Here is a 20,486-nt window from a genome sequence, read left to right on the forward strand (position 1 = left end):
AAATGAAAGAAGAAAATATTGCTATGTTATTTGCGGCTTTTTATAATTTGTTACCTTTCTAAGGTCGCCTTGTCATTGATCCGCAAGAAAGTTTCCGAGACCGTGACGGTCTCTTTTTATGTTGTACGGACTCCTTAAATAAAATGAAGCTTTTGAAGACAGTACCCGCAGCACTGATGCTGGCGGGTGGCGTATTTGCGTCACTGAATGCAACCGCCGATGATACCGTTTTTACTGTCATGGACGATCCCTCCACTGCCAAAAAACCCTTTGAAGGTAACGTGAATGCCGGGTATCTGGCGCAATCCGGTAATACGAAAAGCTCCTCCCTGACCGCAGACAGCACCCTGACCTGGTACGGCAACACCACGGCCTGGTCGCTGTGGGGAAATGCCAGCAACACCTCTGCTAACGATCAACGCTCATCGGAGAAATACGCGGTAGGCGGACGTAGCCGATACAACATGACCGATTATGACTACCTGTTCGGGCAGGCGAGTTGGCTGGCTGACCGCTACAACGGCTATCGCCAGCGTGATGTCGTAACTGCGGGTTATGGTCGTCAGTTCCTCAATGGGCCGGTGCACAGCCTGCGTTTTGAATTCGGTCCGGGTGTCCGTTACGACGAGTACACCAACGGCGAAGATGAAACCCAGCCGCTGGGTTATGCATCGGGCACCTATGCATGGCAGATGACCGACAACGCAAAATTCACCCAGGGTGTGTCGGTGTTTGGTGCTGAAGATACAACGCTGAACTCAGAAAGTGCGTTGAATGTGGCCATCAACGAACACTTTGGACTCAAGGTGGCGTACAACGTAACCTGGAACTCATCCCCACCTGATTCTGCGCCGGAACATACCGATCGCCGAACCACGATTTCTTTAGGTTATAAAATGTAATATCGTCGGGCCGGGATTATTCTCGGCCCGTTTTTTATTTTCTGAAACTGTGCTTATTTATATTAAACGGCGTTTTAAAATAATGGGTCTGGTTTCATCTTCATAATTTCTCCATAATTAGCCGGTCAGGGCTTATTCAGTTTATTTGACACGAATTGATAAATAATTTGACTAGGCAAGAATGTGATCCAGATCTACACTTACGACACAGGCGAAAAACTCGCCTCAGGCATATCGCATTAAATAAGTATGAGAATAAAATTATGAAAAAAATCAAAACCGCTACAGCAGCGATGGTGCTTTCCGCACTTTCATTTGGCGTATTTGCTGCTGATAATATGACGCAACCTGCCAGTGACGTTAACAGCCCAATCGGGATCGCTAAAGCCTCGGATGTAGAAGCAGGCTCCAACATTGCCCCTGGCTCTCAGTCTACCGGCCAGTCAATGAATGATGCATTTGATGTACACAAGCTGGTGGCGGGTGAGTGGTCCTGATATTTCAACTGCCACGTGTGACGGAATATATACGCTGCCACAGCCTGTCGAAAACCGGATTATGACGTACCGGTTTTGGACCATAAATTATCGTAAAGATAGTTAAGATTTATTCAGTAAATTCACGGCACGTTTTCGCTGACAAAATATTAGCCCCAGATCATTGCGGCCCAGCGCAGCAGCAACATCGCGCCGCAAATAGCAATTAACACCACGACCATTTTCCAGTGCTTCACGGCAAATCTTTTTGTTGGCATAACCTAATCCTTGTCAGTTGATACCCTTAGTCTACCAAAGTCTGCGCCAGAAAGCGCTCAACAAGGGAGAACAGGTTATGCCGGAACACCGGTTCGGCTTAAAACCAATGGAATCTGTCAGCCAGAATCAATACCAGGCCAGCAGCGGAAAGTAGATTTAATATCACAACGGTTCTACTCGATACGTTCATGTGATACCCCTTCGATGTTTAAGGACCAGATCAAGAATAGCTCAGCACTTTCGGATTGCGAGCACCCGTCAACAAAAGTTCATTAATGCAGACAACAGGATGTGCGGTTCAAAACGGTCGCAGGAAGGTGCATTCGCCCTGTCAATAGTGTTACCATTACGTCGCCTGTCGTAAACCCGCATTATTCTGAAATCGGCCGGTGAATGATGATGAACCAATTTGACGATTGTTGGTCAGATGGTTTCGTAATCTACTGTTTAATCACGATTATTTTCTTTGTATATGCTCTTATGTGTGGGGCATCACTGCAAATAAGGATATAAAATGCCTGTAATTACTCTTCCTGATGGCAGCCAACGCCATTTCGACCACGCTGTTAGCCCAATGGATGTTGCCCTGGATATCGGTCCTGGACTTGCAAAAGCAACCATTGCAGGCCGCGTAAACGGCGAGCTGGTAGACGCGTCCGATCTGATTGAAAGCGATGCAACGCTTGCGATCATCACCGCGAAAGACGAAGAAGGTCTGGAGATCATTCGTCACTCCTGCGCGCACCTGTTAGGCCATGCTATCAAGCAGCTGTGGCCAAACACCAAAATGGCGATCGGCCCGGTTATCGACAACGGTTTCTACTACGACGTTGACCTTGACCACACCCTGACCCAGGAAGATATCGACGCGCTCGAAAAACGTATGCACGAGCTCGCCGAAACCAACTATGACGTCATTAAGAAGAAAGTCAGCTGGCACGAAGCGCGTGAAACCTTCGTGAAGCGCGGCGAGAGCTACAAAGTCTCGATTCTTGATGAAAACATCGCTCATGATGACAAGCCAGGCTTGTACCATCACCAGGAATACGTCGACATGTGCCGTGGTCCGCACGTGCCGAATATGCGCTTCTGTCATCACTTCAAACTGATGAAAATCGCAGGCGCTTACTGGCGTGGCGATAGCAACAACAAGATGTTGCAGCGTATCTATGGTACCGCGTGGGCCGATAAGAAAGCCCTGAACGCATACCTGCAACGCCTGGAAGAGGCGGCTAAGCGTGACCACCGTAAAATCGGTAAGCAGCTTGACCTGTATCATATGCAGGAAGAAGCGCCGGGGATGGTGTTCTGGCATAACGACGGCTGGACTATCTTCCGTGAACTGGAAACGTTCGTGCGCTCCAAGCTGAAAGAGTACCAGTATCAGGAAGTGAAGGGCCCGTTCATGATGGACCGTGTGCTGTGGGAAAAAACCGGCCACTGGGACAACTACAAAGATGCGATGTTCACCACTTCGTCTGAGAACCGTGAATACTGCATCAAGCCAATGAACTGCCCGGGCCACGTTCAGATCTTCAACCAGGGTCTGAAATCCTACCGCGATCTGCCGCTGCGTATGGCGGAGTTCGGTAGCTGCCACCGTAACGAGCCATCAGGTGCGCTGCACGGTCTGATGCGTGTTCGTGGCTTTACTCAGGATGATGCGCATATCTTCTGTACTGAAGATCAGGTCCGTGAAGAAGTTAACGCCTGTATTCGTATGGTCTACGATATGTACAGCACCTTTGGCTTCGAGAAGATCGTGGTCAAACTCTCAACGCGTCCGGAAAAACGTATCGGCAGCGATGAGACATGGGATCGCGCAGAGGCGGATCTCGCCGTAGCGCTGGAAGAGAACGGTATTCCGTTCGAATACCAGCTGGGCGAGGGCGCATTCTACGGTCCGAAAATTGAATTTACCCTGTATGACTGCCTCGATCGCGCATGGCAGTGCGGAACGGTACAGCTTGACTTCTCCCTGCCGCAGCGTTTAAGCGCCTCTTATGTTGGCGAAGACAACGAGCGTCAGGTGCCGGTTATGATTCACCGTGCGATTCTCGGTTCACTGGAGCGCTTCATCGGCATCCTGACCGAAGAGTTCGCAGGCTTCTTCCCAACCTGGCTTGCGCCAGTGCAGGTCGTGGTGATGAACATTACCGATTCTCAGGCGGATTACGTTAAAGAATTGACGCAGAAACTACAAAATGCGGGCATTCGCGTAAAAGCAGACTTGAGAAATGAGAAGATTGGCTTTAAAATCCGCGAGCACACTTTACGTCGTGTCCCGTATATGTTGGTCTGTGGTGATAAAGAGGTGGAAGCAGGCAAAGTTGCCGTTCGCACCCGCCGTGGTAAAGACCTGGGGAGCCTGGACGTAAGTGAAGTGATTGAGAAGCTGCAACAAGAGATTCGCAGCCGCAGTCTTCAACAACTGGAGGAATAAGGTATTAAAGGCGGAAAACGAGTTCAAACGGCACGTCCGAATCGTATCAATGGCGAGATTCGCGCCCAGGAAGTTCGCTTAACAGGTCTGGAAGGCGAGCAGCTGGGGATTGTGAGTCTGAGAGAAGCGATCGAAAAGGCTGAAGAAGCTGGAGTAGATTTAGTTGAAATCAGCCCTAACGCCGAACCGCCAGTTTGTCGTATCATGGACTACGGCAAGTTCCTTTATGAAAAGAGTAAGTCTTCTAAGGAACAGAAGAAGAAGCAAAAAGTTATCCAGGTTAAGGAAATCAAATTCCGTCCTGGTACCGACGATGGCGATTATCAGGTAAAACTCCGCAGCCTGATTCGCTTTCTGGAAGATGGCGATAAGGCCAAGATCACGCTGCGTTTCCGCGGTCGTGAGATGGCCCACCAACAGATTGGTATGGAAGTGCTTAACCGCGTCCGTGACGATCTGAGTGAACTGGCAGTAGTCGAATCCTTCCCTACGAAGATCGAAGGCCGCCAGATGATCATGGTGCTCGCTCCTAAGAAGAAACAGTAAGGCCTTCAAGCAGCAAAATCTGTGGAGCCTTCGGGTTTCATAGGTTTTGTTCGCCTATGTTTCGTTTATTTAACAATGCGAAGTGGAAGTTATTAAAATGCCAAAAATTAAGACCGTACGCGGTGCTGCTAAGCGCTTCAAAAAAACCGGTAAAGGTGGTTTTAAGCACAAGCACGCTAACCTGCGTCACATTCTGACTAAGAAAGCTACCAAGCGTAAACGTCACCTGCGTCCAAAAGCCATGGTTTCTAAAGGCGATCTGGGCCTGGTCATCGCGTGCCTGCCGTACGCATAAGTCGTTAACGTTTAACTTTTTTAACTTAGAATAGATACAGGAGAGCACACATGGCTCGCGTAAAACGTGGTGTAATTGCACGTGCACGTCACAAGAAAATTTTGAAACAAGCTAAAGGCTACTACGGTGCGCGTTCACGCGTATACCGCGTTGCCTTCCAGGCTGTTATCAAAGCAGGTCAGTACGCTTACCGTGACCGTCGTCAGCGTAAGCGTCAGTTCCGTCAACTGTGGATTGCGCGTATCAACGCAGCAGCACGTCAGAACGGTATTTCTTACAGCAAATTCATCAACGGCCTGAAAAAAGCCTCTGTTGAAATCGACCGTAAGATCCTGGCTGACATCGCAGTATTCGACAAAGTAGCGTTCACCGCTCTGGTCGAAAAAGCGAAAGCAGCACTGGCATAAGCCAGTTGAGAGAGGGGGCTTTGCCTCCTCTTTTCATTTAACACCATCAGAAGATTGACATTTATCCGTGCAGGCTTTTCAATAAGGTCTTAACGGTTTTTACCCTACAAGGTAACGCAAGCATGAATGCTGCTATTTTCCGCTTCTTCTTTTACTTTAGCACCTGACTTCAGGAGGCTAGCGCGTGAAAGATGAAACGAAAAACAGCGCCAGATAAGCCTCCCGATGGAGGCTTTTTTTGTGCCTGAAGTTAAGAGAATACGTCCAACAATTCGGTGTCTGCACCGACATAATGAGGAAAACCATGTCACATCTCGCAGAGCTGGTTGCCAGTGCAACGGCCGCCATTAACCAGGCCTCAGATGTTGCCGCGTTAGACAATGTCCGCGTCGAATATCTGGGCAAGAAAGGGCATTTGACCCTTCAGATGACTACCCTGCGTGAACTGCCAGCAGAGGAGCGCCCGGCAGCCGGTGCAGTGATTAACGAAGCCAAAGAGCAGGTACAGCAGGCGCTGAACGCGCGTAAAGCCGAGCTGGAAAGCGCAGTACTGAATGCGCGTCTGGCGGCAGAAACGATTGACGTTTCTCTGCCGGGTCGTCGTATCGAAAACGGCGGTCTGCATCCGGTTACCCGTACTATCGATCGTATTGAAAGTTTCTTCGGTGAGCTCGGCTTTACCGTGGCGACTGGCCCGGAAATTGAAGATGATTACCATAACTTCGATGCCCTCAACATTCCTGGCCATCATCCGGCACGTGCTGACCACGACACTTTCTGGTTTGACGCTACCCGTCTGCTGCGTACCCAGACTTCCGGCGTTCAGATCCGTACCATGAAGGATCAGGAACCGCCAATCCGTATTATCGCGCCTGGCCGCGTATACCGTAACGACTACGATCAGACCCACACCCCAATGTTCCACCAGATGGAAGGTCTGATTGTTGATAAAAACATCAGCTTCACCAACCTGAAAGGCACGCTGCACGATTTCCTGAACAACTTTTTTGAGGAAGATTTGCAGGTTCGCTTCCGTCCGTCCTACTTCCCGTTCACCGAACCGTCTGCGGAAGTTGACGTGATGGGTAAAAACGGTAAATGGCTGGAAGTGCTGGGCTGCGGCATGGTGCATCCAAACGTGCTGCGCAACGTGGGTATCGATTCAGAAGTGTATTCCGGCTTTGCGTTCGGTATGGGCATGGAGCGTCTGACCATGCTGCGCTACGGCGTAACCGATTTACGTGCGTTCTTCGAAAACGATCTGCGTTTCCTCAAACAGTTTAAATAAGGGCAGGACAGAACAATGAAATTCAGTGAACTGTGGTTACGCGAATGGGTGAACACCACGCTGGACAGCGACGCGCTTTCCAACCAGATCACCATGGCGGGTCTGGAAGTTGACGGTGTAGAGCCGGTTTCTGGCGCCTTCACCGGCGTGGTCGTGGGCGAAGTGGTTGAATGCGGTCAGCACCCTAACGCTGACAAACTGCGCGTAACAAAAGTCAATGTGGGCGGTGATCGTCTGCTGGATATCGTCTGCGGTGCGCCAAACTGCCGTCAGGGCCTGAAAGTGGCCGTGGCGACCGTCGGTGCGGTACTGCCGGGCGATTTCAAAATCAAAGCGGCTAAGCTGCGCGGTGAGCCGTCTGAAGGTATGCTGTGCTCCTTCTCCGAACTGGGTATTTCCGACGATCACTCCGGCATTATTGAACTGCCGCAGGATGCGCCAGTCGGTACCGATATCCGCGAATACCTGAAGCTTGATGACAACACCATCGAAATCAGCGTAACGCCAAACCGTGCCGACTGCTTAGGCATCATCGGTGTGGCCCGCGACGTGGCCGTGCTGAACCAGACCGAACTGAACGTGCCAGAGATCGCGCCGGTTGAGGCAACCATCAGTGACGTGCTGCCGATTCAGATAGACGCGCCTGAGGCCTGCCCACGCTACCTCGGTCGTGTGGTGAAAGGTATTAACGTTAAAGCGCCAACCCCGCTGTGGATGAAAGAGAAACTGCGTCGCTGCGGTATCCGTTCTATCGACGCCGTGGTGGACGTCACCAACTATGTTCTGCTGGAGCTGGGCCAGCCAATGCACGCCTTTGATAAAGATCGTATCGAAGGTGGGATCGTCGTGCGCATGGCGAAAGAGGGCGAAACCCTGGTTCTGCTGGACGGCAGCGAAGCGAAACTGAACGCCGACACCCTGGTGATTGCCGATCACAACAAAGCGCTGGCGATGGGCGGTATCTTCGGCGGCGAGCACTCTGGCGTTAACGACGAGACGCAAAACGTCCTGCTGGAATGCGCGTTCTTCAGCCCGCTCTCCATCACTGGCCGCGCACGCCGTCACGGTCTGCACACTGATGCTTCTCATCGCTACGAGCGTGGTGTGGATCCTGCGCTGCAATACAAAGCGATGGAGCGTGCAACTCGCCTGCTGATCGATATCTGCGGCGGTGAAGCGGGTCCGGTAATTGATGTGACCAACGAAGCGACACTGCCGAAGCGTGCGACCATTACCCTGCGCCGCAGCAAGCTGGATCGCCTGATTGGTCACCACGTTGCCGATGCGCAGGTGACCGACATTCTGACGCGTCTGGGCTGCGAAGTCACAGAAGGTCAGGACGAGTGGAAAGCCGTTGCGCCATCCTGGCGTTTCGACATGGAGATCGAAGAAGATCTGGTGGAAGAAGTGGCCCGCGTTTACGGCTACAACAACATCCCTGACGAGCCGGTGCAGGCGGGTCTGGTGATGGGCAGCCATCGCGAAGCCGATCTGTCTCTGAAGCGTGTGAAAACCATGCTGAACGACAAAGGCTACCAGGAAGTGATCACCTACAGCTTCGTTGATCCTAAGCTGCAACAGCTGATCCACCCGGGTCAGGAAGCGCTGATCCTGCCAAGCCCGATTTCCAGCGAGATGTCAGCGATGCGTCTGTCCCTGTGGACGGGACTGCTGGGCACTATCGTTTATAACCAGAACCGTCAGCAAAACCGTGTACGTATTTTCGAAAGCGGTTTGCGCTTTGTACCGGATACTCAGGCGAATTTAGGCATCCGTCAGGATCTCATGCTGGCCGGCGCCATCAGCGGTAACCGCTATGAAGAGCACTGGGACCTGGCAAAAGGGACGGTTGATTTCTACGATATGAAGGGTGATCTGGAAGCAATTCTCGATCTGACCGGTAAATTATCCGAAATTGAATTCCGCGCAGAAGCGATTCCAGCCCTGCATCCGGGTCAGAGTGCGGCGATCTATTTAGACGGCAAACGTGTTGGTTTCATTGGGGTTGTTCACCCGGAACTGGAACGTAAGCTGGATCTGAATGGCCGTACCATCGTATTCGAACTGGAGTGGAACCCGGTTGCAGACCGCGTCATTCCTCAGGCGCAGGACGTCTCACGCTTCCCGGCAAACCGCCGTGATATCGCGGTTGTGGTCGCTGAAAATGTGCCCGCAGCAGATATTTTGGCCGAATGTAAGAAAGTTGGCGTAAATCAGGTAGTTGGCGTAAACTTATTTGACGTGTACCGCGGCAAGGGCGTAGCAGAAGGTTTCAAGAGCCTCGCTATTAGCCTTATCCTTCAGGATACCAGCCGTACACTCGAAGAAGAGGAGATTGCCGCTACCGTCGCCAAATGTGTAGAGGCATTAAAAGAGCGATTCCAGGCATCATTGAGGGATTGAACCTATGGCGCTTACAAAAGCTGAAATGTCAGAATATCTGTTTGATAAGCTTGGGCTTAGCAAACGGGATGCCAAAGAGCTGGTAGAGCTGTTTTTCGAAGAGATCCGTCGTGCTCTGGAAAATGGTGAGCAGGTTAAACTCTCCGGCTTTGGCAATTTTGATTTGCGAGACAAAAACCAACGTCCGGGCCGTAACCCGAAGACGGGGGAAGATATTCCCATTACAGCCCGCCGCGTGGTGACCTTCAGACCCGGACAGAAGTTAAAAAGCCGTGTCGAAAACGCAACGCCCAAAGCAGAGTAATATGAACTAACTAAAAAGGCCGCTCACGCGGCCTTTTTTCTTTGCGCTATTTGCTAAACCCGCCGTAAAATCAATGATATCTCAACCGGATAACCTATCGTCTATGCTTGATTTTGCCCGACTTCAGCACCGCTCCGATCTCCGCCGCCTGTGTCTGCTCGGGGTGCTGTTGATTGTCGCCACCACCGTCAGCCTGTGCGCGGGCGATCGGTGGCTGGGGCCGGAAAGTTGGTTTACGCCTGAAGGGCAGCTCTTTGTCTGGCAGATCCGCCTGCCGCGGACGCTGGCTGTCCTTTTAGTCGGCGCTGCGCTGGCGCTGTGCGGTACGATCATGCAGGCATTATTTGAAAACCCTCTGGCAGAACCCGGGCTTCTCGGGGTCTCGAATGGTGCAGGCGTCGGGCTTATCGCCGCCGTGATGCTGGGGGGAGGCGAGCTCTCCGCCTGGGGGATTAGCCTCAGCGCCATCCTAGGCGCGCTGTTGATAACCCTTATCCTTCTGCGCTTTGCTCGTCGCCATTTATCCACCAGCCGGCTGCTGCTTGCCGGGGTAGCGTTGGGGATCATCTGTAGTGCGCTGATGACCTGGGCCGTCTACTTCTCCACCTCCTTCGATCTGCGCCAGTTAATGTACTGGATGATGGGGGGATTTGGTGGCGTCGACTGGCGTCAGGGGTGGCTGATGGTGCTCCTGATCCCGGTTATCCTGTGGATGGTTTTCCAGGCGCAGCCGCTGAATATTCTCGCGCTGGGCGAAACGTCTGCTCGCCAGCTCGGGATGCCGATTGGATTCTGGCGCAACGTGCTGGTTATCGCCATCGGCTGGATGGTGGGCGTAAGCGTGGCGCTGGCGGGGGCGATTGGCTTTATTGGGCTGGTGATCCCGCATATGCTGCGTCTGTGCGGCATGACGGACCACCGAACCCTGCTCCCAGCCTCGGCGGTTGCCGGGGCGGCAACGCTGCTGGTTGCCGATATCATCGCCCGACTCGCCCTGACGGCCGCTGAGTTGCCCATAGGCGTGGTGACCGCAACGCTGGGCGCGCCGGTCTTTATCTGGCTACTATTAAAAGCTGGACGTTAAAACACAACCTGTAAGTCAACCTGAGGGAATGCTATGCAGTCTGATATTCTGAATACCGAAGTGACGACCATTGACGGCGAGAAAACCACGCTGGAAGGCTACAAGGGCAAGGTGCTGCTCATCGTGAACGTGGCGTCGAAATGTGGCCTTACGCCGCAGTATGAACAGCTGGAAAACATTCATCAAGCCTGGGAAAAAGACGGCTTTACCGTACTCGGCTTCCCGTGCAACCAGTTCCTGGGCCAGGAGCCGGGCAGCGAAGAGGAAATTAAGACCTTTTGCAGCACAACCTATGGCGTGACGTTCCCGATGTTCAGCAAAATTGACGTGAACGGGGAAAATCGTCATCCGCTGTATGCCAAACTGGTGGCCGCGGCGCCGACCGCCGTTGCGCCTGAAGAGAGTGGTTTCTATGAGCGTATGGCGAGTAAAGGCCGCGCGCCGCTCTATCCGGACGATATTCTGTGGAACTTCGAAAAATTCCTGATTGGACGTGACGGTCAGGTCGTGCAGCGTTTTTCGCCTGACATGACGCCGGAAGATCCTATCGTGATGGAATCAATCAAGCTGGCGCTGGCGAAATAATGACGCTGCTGATGCAGCTCACGGACGTTGCCGGGAAGGGACGTCTTGAGCCTGTGACTGCCGCAGTCAACGCAGGTGAAATCCTTCACCTGGTTGGGCCAAACGGCGCCGGAAAAAGCACGCTGCTGGCGCGTATGGCGGGGCTGACCACCGGGGAAGGAGAGATAACCTTTCTCGGGCAATCGCTCGTCGACTGGCTACCCGCTACACTTGCCTCCCGTCGAAGCTACCTGGTTCAGCAGCAGGTTCCGCCCTTTGCGATGCCCGTCTGGCACTACCTGACGCTGCATCTGTCTGATAAAAATCAGGTGGGCTTGCTCAACGAGGTTGCTGCGGCGCTCGGGTTAGACGATAAGCTCACCCGGCAGGCAAATCAGCTTTCCGGCGGCGAGTGGCAGCGCGTGCGTCTGGCCGCCGTTATCCTTCAGATCCATCCGGCGGGAAATCCTCACGGGCGGATGCTGCTGCTGGACGAGCCGATGAGCGGGCTGGACGTTGCCCAACAGGCAGCGCTGGATACCCTGCTCAGCGCGCTATGTCGCAAGGGGATCGCCATTGTGATGAGCAGCCATGATTTAAACCATACGTTGCGCCACGCGCATCGGGTGTGGTTGCTGGCGCGTGGCAAACTGATTGCCAGCGGAACGCGCGACAACGTGCTGACGGCCGCCAATCTTGCGAGCGCTTACCACATGTCGTTCCGGAGGCTGGATATTGAAGGCCACAAGATGCTCATTTCCACGGCGCAGGAATAACCTTTCTTGCACAGTCGCATAGATGCACGCTAAATTACCGAAAGAACAAAAAAAGCAGAGGATTCGTCTGAAATGCGATTCTGGTTTCTCCTTGTTGCGGCGCTATTTCTTGCAGGATGCAGCAGCCATCATGCACCTCCGCCCAACCCACGGCTTTCCGATTCCATTACGGTCATTGCCAGCCTGAACGATCAGCTCAGCAACTGGCGCGGCACCCCTTATCGCTACGGCGGCATGAGCCGGGGCGGGGTGGATTGCTCAGGATTCGTGCTGATGACCTTCCGCGATAAATTTGACCTCCAGCTTCCGCGAGAAACGCGTATGCAGGCGAAAATCGGTACTGAAATTGATAAAGACGAACTCCTGCCCGGCGATCTGGTCTTTTTTAAAACGGGCTCCGGTGAAAGCGGCCTTCATGTCGGCATTTATGACACCGATAATCAGTTCATTCATGCCTCGACCAGCCGTGGCGTGATGCGCTCCTCTCTGGATAATGTTTACTGGCGTAAAAACTTCTGGCAGGCCAGACGTATTTAACCGCTGCATAAAAATGCAGTGCGGAGGGCCTGGCGGTGAAAATAGACGTCAGGCTTTTCTTGCGGGTTGATTAAAGTTAAATTTTTTGCCCAATTATTTATGTCCGCATGTGCCTGTTTTATCTAAAACTGGCTATTATTCAATAACCAGGATAAAATTAATTAAGATTCAGGGAAAAATCTGAAAATTAATACGGAAAGAATGAAATTAATCTTATTAAAATCAAGACAGTGGAATTGTGCCTGCAATTGCTCCAGGATGTTCTCTCTCATCTTTAATGCAGGACAAGCGCGATGATTATTACGCTAGATAATGCTTACCAGTCTGAACTTTTACTCCTTCCGGCGCGTGATAGTGCAGGTTTGCTTAAAGGTTTAGAGATTTTGGTTAACTTTACTGGCGTGGGTGCGGACGTACGGATCCCGACTGAACTGGTTATCCCCCATCTTTCTCAGGAAGATGAATTAGCGCTGTTTCAGGAGAAACTACAATTACTCGATACCTGTAAGCTATTTTTTATTCAGCATCAGTTAATTGCATGGATCAATATTACACCTGCAATTGTTGAGTTTTTATTAACTAATGAGAACGCTGTTTCAATCCTTGAACGATATCCGTTTCTTGAGTTTACTGTTAATGAGAACTATCCAGGTTTAAATAACGGGAAAGACGATCCCTGTCTGGCAAGAATGGCGATCCATTTCCCCTTAGTGCTGGCTAACTTCGGTGCAGGGGCTGCGTCCCTTAAGCCGGTTTATGATGGTCTGTTCAAACGGGTGGTTCTGGATAAAAACTTTATCCAGCAGCGTGTCTCGGCACTCTCGTTTGAGCCTTTTATGCGCGCTATTCTCTGGCAGATCGCGCCGCACTGTCAGTCGGTCATGGTCTCGGGAATTGACGATCACGGCATCTTACAACGCGTGCTGCCATTCAATTTTGGTGCAATGCAGGGAAGCCTGTGGCCTGCCGTCCCGGCAGAGCGGGTCACGACTCTCGTACAGCAATAACCCCTTTCTTCGCCCGTGTTTACGTCCAGGGAAACCCTCTACACTTAAAGCAGGAGGACTTATGACCCTGTCTTTTACTGCTCACTGGCACGATGAATTACCCGGCTTTTACACCGCGCTTAAGCCAACGCCTTTACAAAACGCGCGTCTTATCTGGCATAACGATGCATTAGCGGATTCGCTTGGCATCCCTTCGACGCTTTTTCAGCCAGAAAAAGGCGCCGGCGTCTGGGGCGGCGAAACGCTGCTTCCGGGCATGAAGCCGCTGGCTCAGGTCTACAGCGGACATCAGTTTGGCGTCTGGGCGGGACAGCTCGGCGATGGCCGCGGTATCCTGCTGGGTGAACAAGTTCTGCCGAATGGCGAAACGCTCGACTGGCACCTGAAAGGGGCAGGGCTAACCCCATACTCACGCATGGGAGATGGCCGCGCGGTGCTGCGTTCAACCATACGTGAAGGTCTGGCTTCCGAGGCGATGCACGCTCTGGGGATCCCTACCTCACGTGCGCTGTCCATTGTCACCAGCGACACGCCGGTGGCCCGCGAAACGATGGAGCAGGGAGCGATGCTGGTCCGCGTGGCGGAAAGCCATCTGCGTTTCGGTCATTTTGAACACTTCTACTATCGCCGCGAGCCGGATAAAGTCCGCCAGCTTGCCGATTACGCTCTTCGTCGTCACTGGCCGCACCTGCAAAACGAGCCGGACCGCTATGTTCTCTGGTTCCGTGATATTGTTGCGCGCACCGCCGCAATGATTGCCCGCTGGCAGGCCGTCGGCTTTGCCCACGGGGTGATGAACACCGACAACATGTCCCTGTTAGGGCTGACGTTTGACTACGGTCCGTACGGCTTCCTTGGTGACTATCAGCCGGGTTACATCTGTAACCATTCGGACTATCAGGGGCGTTACCGTTTCGACAACCAGCCTGCGGTGGGGCTGTGGAACCTTCAGCGGCTTGCACAAAGCCTGTCGCCGTTTATCGACGTTGATGCCCTGAACGATGCGCTGGACAGCTATCAGGAGGTCCTGCTGCGGGAATACGGTGTGTTAATGCGCACCAGGCTGGGGCTGATGACGCAGGAAAAAGGCGATAACGCGCTGCTGAATGGGCTGTTTGCCATCATGGCGCGTGAAGGCAGCGACTATACCCGAACCTTCCGTATGCTGAGTCAGACAGCGCAGCAGAGCGCCGCGTCACCGCTGCGCGACGAGTTCGTCGATCGACAGGCGTTTGATGACTGGTTTGCCGCTTACCGGGCGCGTTTACAGCAGGAACAAATTGATGACGATACCCGCCAGGCGCGGATGAAGGCGGTTAACCCGGCGATGGTATTGCGCAACTGGCTGGCGCAGCGGGCCATTGAGCAGGCAGAGCAGGGGGACTATACCGAGCTGCATCGGCTACATATCGCCCTGCGCACGCCGTTTGCCGACCGGGAGGATGACTATGTCAGCCGCCCGCCGGACTGGGGCAAGCGGCTGGAAGTGAGCTGCTCAAGCTAAGGGGCGAGAAAAACCTGCGGCGCGGCGTGCGCCGGATGTCTGCCGACGTGCACCTGCGCACCGTACCAGCGTGCCAGCGCGTCGGCCTGCAAAACCTTCTCCGGTATGCCCTGAGAAACAATCCTGCCGTTGTGTAACAGTAGGATCCGGTCCGACCATAATGCGGCAAGATTGAGATCGTGCAGCACCACGCAGGCGTGAAGATGGCCCTGACGGGTCAGCGATTTCAACAGGCGCAGCAGATGCTGCTGGTGGTAGAGATCCAGCGCGGAAGTGGGTTCGTCGAGAAACAGCCAGCCGCGCGGCGTTCCGTCACGCCACAGCTGCGCCAGCGCGCGGGCGAGCTGGACGCGCTGCTGCTCGCCCCCCGAGAGGGCATGATAGCGCCTGCCGGCCAGCGGCAGGCAACCGGTCAGCTGCAACACCTCACGCACAATTGACGGTTCCGGGTGACGCGTCCAGGGCGCACGCCCCATTCCAGCGATCTCCTCCACCTGCCAGTCAAATCCAGGCTGAGATTGCTGGCGCATCACCGCCCGATAGCGCGACAGCGTCTGCGGATGCCATTCATCCAGCGCTTTTCCCGCCAGCGAACAGCCTCCGCTGTCGGGTTTCAGATAGCCGGTCAGCAGCCGCAGCAGCGTGGATTTCCCCGCGCCGTTGGGGCCGATCAATGTAACCAGCTCTCCCTGCGACAGTGACAGCGAAACGTTATCTGTCAGCGTGCGGCCAGACCGGGTAAAAGTCAGATTTGCAGCCGTATAACGTTCAGCCATGCTGTTCTCCACGACGAAAAATGAGCCATAAGAACCAGGGAGCGCCAAGGATACTGGTGAGCAGGCCGACCGGCATTTCTGCCGGGGCGACCAGGGTGCGCGCGACCGTATCCGCCACCAGCAGCAGTAACGCGCCCGCGAGTACCGTGCCGGGGAGGGTTGCCCGGTGATCGGCGCCCAACCACATGCGCATCAGGTGCGGCACCACGAGTCCGACAAAGCCAATCACGCCGCTGACGGCGACAGCCGCAGCGACCAGCAGGGCGCTGCATAACAGTAATATTCGCTGTACAAGGGCAACGTCCACGCCAAGGTAATGCGCTTCCTCTTCACCCAGTTGCAGTAAATTTAACGCACTGGCACAGCGCCAGATCGCCAGAGCGGCAGGCACCATCAGCGAGGTCACGGCGAGCAGCGTGGACCACTGCGCCTGACCAAGACTTCCCATTCCCCAGAGTGAAAGCTGACGCAGCTGGGCGTCATTGCTGACCCACGAAAGCACACCCACTGCCGCACCGCACAGGGCATTGATGGCGATACCCACCAGCAACAGACGTGACAGAGAGGTGTCATGCTGCTTGCTGAGCAGGAAGATCACGCCTGTGGCTGCCAGCGCTCCAAAAAATGCCGCCAGCATAGGGGCGTAAAGCATCACCAGCGCGGGCAGCGCAAGCGGGAGCACCACCCACAGGGCGACGGCCAGCGCCGCACCGCTGCTGATCCCGAGCAGGCCCGGGTCGGCAAGCGGATTGCGGAACAGCCCCTGCATGACGCAGCCAGCGACCCGCCAATCACCAGCGCCAGCAGCACGCGGGGCAGACGGATGGTGAGCCAGATCTGGCGTAGCGTCTCATCGCTGCCGCTCCACAGCACGTTCACCGGCAGGCGTAACGCCCCAAAACCGGTAGCCATGATCGTCATGACGGTAAGCGACCCCGCCAGAAGCCATAACGATAATGTGATGCGCCGGGACATCAGGGCAGTTGCTCCGCTCTGGCACGCAGCTGTTGTATGGCTTTCGGCGTGCGGACGCTGAAGCCCAGCAGAGCCATGTCATCAATAGCCAGCACCTGCTTGCTTCGTCCCGCTGGCGTTTGCGCCAGACCGGGCAGTTTCCACAGATTTTCTTCGCCGCCCAGCGCGTTAAGGCCCTCCTGCGAAATCACCACCAGATCCGGCTGGCTGGCTATCACCCCCTCCTGGGAAAGCGGCTGATAGCGGGTAAAGCCCTGCATGGCGTTCTGCAACCCGGCGGCGCGTATTGCCGCATCCGCACCGGTCTGTTGCCCGGCCGCCATTGCGGTCATTCCGCCGTGGCTGAGGATAAACAGCACCCGCTTGTTGAGCGGTGTTGAGGGCAGTGCCGCCAGCGCCTGACGCAGCGAGTTGCGCAGGGTTTCCCCTTGCGCCTCATGATGCGTCGCCTGAGCTATCACCCGTACTTTTTCGTCAATCGCGCGCAGGTCAGGCGTGCCGGGAACGGTAACCACCCGGACGTGGCTCTGTTCAACCTGTTTCAGCGCCAGAGAGGGCTGCGCCTGGTCACTCGCCAGCACCAGCGTCGGGCGTACGGACAAAATCCCCTCCGCATTCAGCTGGCGAAGATACCCCACGTCAGGCAGCGCGTTTGTCGCCTGCGGCCACTGGCTGGTACTGTCGCGCGCAACCAGGGAAGACTCCGCGCCGAGGGCGTAGACGATCTCCGTCACATCGCCGCCGAGGGCGACAATTCTCTCCGGCGCGGCGACGGCGACCAGCGGCAGGGCGCAGAGCAGTGCAAACCAGTTTTTCATGCGGCCAGCCCTTCTGGCGTCAGGGCGTCAATCTGGCGACGCCACTGGCTCTGCTCAGGCTCGCCTTCGGTACGCTGCCCATAGAGCTGGGCGATCTGAGTGCCATCCGCCGCAAACAGCTCCAGACTGGTAACGTGTCCGTCCGCCGTATGTTTACGCGTTACCCACGTCTCGGCGATAGTCTCCTCCAGCAGATGCAGGGTAAAGGTTGGGTTGAAGATGTTCAGCCAGCCTTTCATGGGCGTCAGTTTTTCCACCACACCGGTGAAAATCTGCACGCAGCCGCGGTTGCCGACGAAGATCATGATTTCGTTTCTGTCCTGTCGCGCCGTCTCCAGCAGCTGTGCCAGCGCGCTGTTATCCACCTTACAGGCCAGATCGTCACTCACCAGACGAAACGCCTGCTGGCGGCTCAGGTTATGGCGCTTCAGTAAGCTAAAGAACTGATGCACGTCGGTCATGGCGCGCCACTCTTTCTCCACCGAGCCTGCATCAGCACCGTCGGAATGCGCAGGAGCCTCGACAGCCTTTAGCGCCAGAGCGGGGTTATCGGCAATGATAAAACGGGTCAGCACGTCGCCCCAGGCGGCAACGTCGGTGTGATCCGTGGTGTAGACCTTAAGTAAAGCGTCGCCCTGATGATCGAAGAACTGAATGCTCTGACGTTCGCCGCGGGAGGTCGTTTCACTTATGTGAAACGCGCTCGCCCACTGGTTGAGGAACAAACGCAGATCCAGCGCACGCGGATTTAGCACCAGCCCGGCGTGGCCGCCGAGGTGCTGGTTAGTAAACGCTCCGATCTGTTCATGAACGGCGTATTCGTTACGGCAGATGCATTTGGTTTCCCCCACCGACTCCAGCGCCGCCAGAATCTCACGGATTTCACCGCGCAGCCGCCAGGCGTCGTGTCCAACGCGCGCAAATGCCAGCTCTGCTTCGCTGATGTGCATTAATCCGGCGATATCACGGGCGTACTTACCCGGATGTTCTTCTTTAAGCTCAAGCCAGCGTGTGTAGTGACCCATAATCTTATCCTTCTGAATCGTTGCCCCGAAGGGAATTACCATTGATAACTGACGAAGATCTTGCCGTTGCGGCCATCCTGCGGGATGCCCTGCGGTGACCAGTAGGCTTTGTCGAAGGCGTTCCCCAGCACGAGGGTGGTGGTGATGCCTTTGAACTGCTGCTGACCTTTATAGCTGACGTAGAAATCATTCACTGCGTAGCCAGGCTGCTCGCTGTAGCTGCTGCTGATGTGCGTTGAACGTTCGACGAAGGTGCCGATCCAGCCCACGGAGAATCCGCTTTGCGCCACCGGGATATCCAGCTTGCTGGTGACGGTGTCCGGGTTGATGCTGGAGATGTATTCGCCCGTGTCGGTATCTTTCCCGCGCGTGCGGTTGTAGGCCACGTCCAGGTTGAACAGGCTGGTCGCGTAGGTCGCCATCATGTCCCAGCCCCAGATTTTGGCATTTGGTACGTTATAGGACATGGTGGTGGCCGCCGCAAAATCGACGGTAGTGGAGATGTAATCTTTCGCTTTGGTGTCGAAGTAGCTGGCTTTGAACTCCAGCGCGTCGTTGGCGAGCAGCAGATCGTCAAAACGTAGCCCAAAACCGAACTCCTGGGTTTCGTTAGTTTCCGGACGCAGGTTCGGGTTCGGCACCCAGTAGTTGGTGTAGAAGCTGCCGATAGAGAAGTGCTTCGAGTCGTTATACATCTCGCCCATCGTTGGCGCGCGGAAGGCCTGGGCGTAAGAGCCGAACAGCATCAGCCAGTCGGCTGGACTCACGGTTAACCCGGCGCGTGATGACCACTTATCCGCATCCACGTCATCGTAACCGCTGCTGCTGCCGCGGTAGTTGTCGTAACGCGTCCCGCCGAGAAGCGTTACCGGCAGGTCGCGCAGGGTAATCTCATCCTGCAACCAGCCGGAGCTGAAGTCGATTTTAGCGTCCGGGAAGCCGGTGGTCGCGCCGCCAGGGTGTTGCTCCTGACGATAGTATTCCCCGCCGTAGGTCAGCAGGTGCGAGGCGAAGGAGTCGCTGAACAGGCGGGTGCGGTTTTCGACTTTGCCGCCTTTGGTGGTCTGCTTACGGAACTCACCGCTGGCGTCGATGTTCTGGGCGTTGATCCGCGCTTCGGACCAGTAAATTTTCGCATCGGCGTTCAGCCAGTTGTTTCCGGCTGGCGCAATGCGGTAGCCAAGCTGGGCATCGCGCTGAATGGTGGAACGATCGGTCATCGGGTTACTGCTGCTGGCATCCGTGGTCTGCGGATTTTTCGGCTCCTGCGCGTCGTTATTGTAGTAGCGCAGAGAGCCGCTCAGCGTCTGCGCCGGATCGATTTTCCAGCTGCCTTTCGCCAGCATATTGTTGATGGATTCGTCGTTTGGCGCCCTCGCGCCGTCACTCTGGCGAATGTCGCCGCGATCGCGGCTGGACCAGGAGACCACACCGTCCAGGGTATCGGTGCGGCCATAGGCGCTGGCGCCCATCCCGATGCTGTGATCGCCCGTTGCACCGGTAGCAAATACGCGATAGCCGCTGTTTTTACCTGCATCCAGCAGATCGCTGGCGTCGACGGTGTCATACGAAATTACGCCGCCCAGCGCGCCGCTGCCGTACAGCAAGGCGGAAGGGCCGCGCACCACTTCGATACGTTTGATCAGCGCCGGATCGAGGAACGTGCTGTTCAGGTGTCCGGTATCGGTGCCCTGGCGCACGCCATCCACCAGCACCAGCACGCCACGGCGGTCATAGCCACGGAGGTTAACGTCCTGACCGTTGGTGCGCCCGGTGCCGTCCAGCGTCAGACCGGGCACCTTGCGCAGCAGGTCGGCGGCGGAGCTGGCGGTCTGGTTTTCCGGCGCGGTGGCGTCAATCACGCTCACCATCATGGGGGCTTCAAAGGCGCTGCGGGCATTGCCGGTGGCGGTGACGGTGATCTCGTCTGCAGCGGCAAACGTAACGCCCGGCAGGGTGCTGACAATCGCCAGCGCCAGAAGAGACGGGCGTAAAGACGCGGATTGCAGGTGTGGCATAGCAACTCTCCATAAGAATTGAAAAGCGCTGGCTGCCTGGGGATCACCTGGGTGGCTGG

General features: G+C 55.2%; 22 protein-coding genes, 1 pseudogene and 1 other annotated feature. Of the genes and pseudogenes, 16 read left to right on the forward strand and 7 right to left on the reverse strand.

The features are described from left to right. Positions 1–143 precede the first annotated feature (143 nt). Both ACOTXD_RS11980 and ACOTXD_RS11985 read left to right on the forward strand, forming a co-directional pair. Complete coding sequence (locus ACOTXD_RS11980) at positions 144–902, forward strand: DUF481 domain-containing protein (RefSeq protein WP_058648316.1); 759 nt, start codon at positions 144–146, stop codon at positions 900–902. A 263-nt stretch (positions 903–1,165) separates the two neighbouring features. Further along, positions 1,166–1,399: a hypothetical protein gene (locus ACOTXD_RS11985; protein WP_015570736.1), complete on the forward strand. Its 234-nt coding sequence runs from the start codon at positions 1,166–1,168 to the stop codon at positions 1,397–1,399. A gap of 149 nt (positions 1,400–1,548) precedes the next feature. On the opposite strand, the gene yniD is transcribed toward ACOTXD_RS11985, so the two are convergent. Together yniD and yncL are read right to left on the reverse strand one after the other, a co-directional pair. Further along, a complete protein-coding gene (gene yniD / locus ACOTXD_RS11990; RefSeq protein ID WP_003857815.1) occupies positions 1,549–1,656 on the reverse strand; it encodes a small membrane protein YniD in 108 nt (35 codons plus the stop codon). A 98-nt stretch (positions 1,657–1,754) separates the two neighbouring features. Continuing rightward, on the reverse strand, positions 1,755–1,847 hold the full coding sequence (yncL, locus tag ACOTXD_RS11995) for a stress response membrane protein YncL (RefSeq protein WP_071785204.1): 93 nt from the start codon (positions 1,845–1,847) through the stop codon (positions 1,755–1,757). A 324-nt stretch (positions 1,848–2,171) separates the two neighbouring features. Here yncL and thrS point away from each other — a divergent pair, with 324 nt between their 5' ends. The 14 genes from thrS to selO all read left to right on the forward strand — a co-directional run bounded on the left by thrS (position 2,172) and on the right by selO (position 14,815). Then, positions 2,172–4,100 (forward strand): threonine--tRNA ligase, encoded by a 1,929-nt coding sequence (thrS, locus tag ACOTXD_RS12000; protein ID WP_003857814.1) that lies wholly within the window; start codon positions 2,172–2,174, stop codon positions 4,098–4,100. A gap of 3 nt (positions 4,101–4,103) precedes the next feature. Continuing rightward, positions 4,104–4,646, forward strand: a complete 543-nt coding sequence (gene infC, locus ACOTXD_RS12005; protein WP_023616141.1) for a translation initiation factor IF-3 — start codon at positions 4,104–4,106, stop codon at positions 4,644–4,646. A gap of 97 nt (positions 4,647–4,743) precedes the next feature. Next, entirely contained in the window at positions 4,744–4,941 is a 198-nt protein-coding gene (rpmI, locus tag ACOTXD_RS12010) for a 50S ribosomal protein L35 (protein WP_001124225.1), read from the forward strand. Between the two features lie 50 nt (positions 4,942–4,991). Beyond that, positions 4,992–5,348 carry a 50S ribosomal protein L20 gene (gene rplT / locus ACOTXD_RS12015; protein WP_000124850.1) on the forward strand — a complete coding sequence of 119 codons (357 nt, stop codon included), beginning with the start codon at positions 4,992–4,994 and terminating at the stop codon, positions 5,346–5,348. A gap of 117 nt (positions 5,349–5,465) precedes the next feature. Continuing rightward, positions 5,466–5,590 (forward strand) — a sequence feature (Phe leader region). After that, a complete protein-coding gene (pheM, locus tag ACOTXD_RS12020; protein ID WP_001386830.1) occupies positions 5,471–5,515 on the forward strand; it encodes a pheST operon leader peptide PheM in 45 nt (14 codons plus the stop codon). It overlaps the preceding feature by 45 nt. 62 nt (positions 5,591–5,652) lie before the next feature. Next, positions 5,653–6,636, forward strand: a complete 984-nt coding sequence (gene pheS / locus ACOTXD_RS12025) for a phenylalanine--tRNA ligase subunit alpha (RefSeq protein WP_061856398.1) — start codon at positions 5,653–5,655, stop codon at positions 6,634–6,636. A gap of 15 nt (positions 6,637–6,651) precedes the next feature. Then, entirely contained in the window at positions 6,652–9,039 is a 2,388-nt protein-coding gene (gene pheT / locus ACOTXD_RS12030; protein ID WP_045346440.1) for a phenylalanine--tRNA ligase subunit beta, read from the forward strand. A 4-nt stretch (positions 9,040–9,043) separates the two neighbouring features. Then, positions 9,044–9,343 (forward strand): integration host factor subunit alpha, encoded by a 300-nt coding sequence (ihfA, locus tag ACOTXD_RS12035; RefSeq protein ID WP_003857805.1) that lies wholly within the window; start codon positions 9,044–9,046, stop codon positions 9,341–9,343. Between the two features lie 103 nt (positions 9,344–9,446). Continuing rightward, positions 9,447–10,427, forward strand: coding sequence for a vitamin B12 ABC transporter permease BtuC (gene btuC, locus ACOTXD_RS12040; protein ID WP_022650904.1), 981 nt, complete (start codon positions 9,447–9,449; stop codon positions 10,425–10,427). A 33-nt stretch (positions 10,428–10,460) separates the two neighbouring features. Continuing rightward, a complete protein-coding gene (locus ACOTXD_RS12045) occupies positions 10,461–11,012 on the forward strand; it encodes a glutathione peroxidase (RefSeq protein WP_045346439.1) in 552 nt (183 codons plus the stop codon). Next, positions 11,012–11,767, forward strand: coding sequence for a vitamin B12 ABC transporter ATP-binding protein BtuD (gene btuD, locus ACOTXD_RS12050; RefSeq protein WP_022650906.1), 756 nt, complete (start codon positions 11,012–11,014; stop codon positions 11,765–11,767). Before ACOTXD_RS12045 ends, btuD begins: the two co-directional genes overlap by 1 nt. A gap of 72 nt (positions 11,768–11,839) precedes the next feature. Continuing rightward, positions 11,840–12,304 carry an NlpC/P60 family protein gene (locus ACOTXD_RS12055; RefSeq protein WP_003857796.1) on the forward strand — a complete coding sequence of 155 codons (465 nt, stop codon included), beginning with the start codon at positions 11,840–11,842 and terminating at the stop codon, positions 12,302–12,304. 293 nt (positions 12,305–12,597) lie between these two features. After that, positions 12,598–13,311, forward strand: coding sequence for an EAL domain-containing protein (locus tag ACOTXD_RS12060; protein ID WP_003857794.1), 714 nt, complete (start codon positions 12,598–12,600; stop codon positions 13,309–13,311). A 61-nt stretch (positions 13,312–13,372) separates the two neighbouring features. After that, complete coding sequence (selO, locus tag ACOTXD_RS12065) at positions 13,373–14,815, forward strand: protein adenylyltransferase SelO (protein WP_061856781.1); 1,443 nt, start codon at positions 13,373–13,375, stop codon at positions 14,813–14,815. On the opposite strand, the gene ACOTXD_RS12070 is transcribed toward selO, so the two are convergent. From ACOTXD_RS12070 to ACOTXD_RS12090, 5 genes and pseudogenes are all read right to left on the reverse strand, one after another. Beyond that, the gene (locus tag ACOTXD_RS12070; protein WP_061856780.1) at positions 14,812–15,591 is read right to left on the reverse strand and encodes a heme ABC transporter ATP-binding protein; all 780 of its coding nucleotides are present in this window, start codon (positions 15,589–15,591) and stop codon (positions 14,812–14,814) included. The two genes, selO and ACOTXD_RS12070, sit on opposite strands and share 4 nt — an antisense overlap. After that, positions 15,584–16,566: pseudogene (locus ACOTXD_RS12075) on the reverse strand (FecCD family ABC transporter permease). The gene ACOTXD_RS12070 and the pseudogene ACOTXD_RS12075 overlap by 8 nt, the downstream one beginning before the upstream one ends. Then, positions 16,566–17,384, reverse strand: coding sequence for a heme/hemin ABC transporter substrate-binding protein (locus ACOTXD_RS12080; protein ID WP_045332102.1), 819 nt, complete (start codon positions 17,382–17,384; stop codon positions 16,566–16,568). Before ACOTXD_RS12080 ends, ACOTXD_RS12075 begins: the two are co-directional and overlap by 1 nt. Further along, positions 17,381–18,409, reverse strand: a complete 1,029-nt coding sequence (gene chuS, locus ACOTXD_RS12085) for a hematinate-forming heme oxygenase ChuS (RefSeq protein ID WP_061856803.1) — start codon at positions 18,407–18,409, stop codon at positions 17,381–17,383. Before chuS ends, ACOTXD_RS12080 begins: the two co-directional genes overlap by 4 nt. A 35-nt stretch (positions 18,410–18,444) precedes the next feature. Next, positions 18,445–20,427: a TonB-dependent hemoglobin/transferrin/lactoferrin family receptor gene (locus ACOTXD_RS12090; RefSeq protein ID WP_022650912.1), complete on the reverse strand. Its 1,983-nt coding sequence runs from the start codon at positions 20,425–20,427 to the stop codon at positions 18,445–18,447. Positions 20,428–20,486: the final 59 nt, after the last annotated feature.

Origin of the sequence: Enterobacter cloacae complex sp. CDL013, from assembly GCF_049238805.1 — a bacterium.
Lineage (GTDB): Bacteria > Pseudomonadota > Gammaproteobacteria > Enterobacterales > Enterobacteriaceae > Enterobacter > Enterobacter hormaechei_C.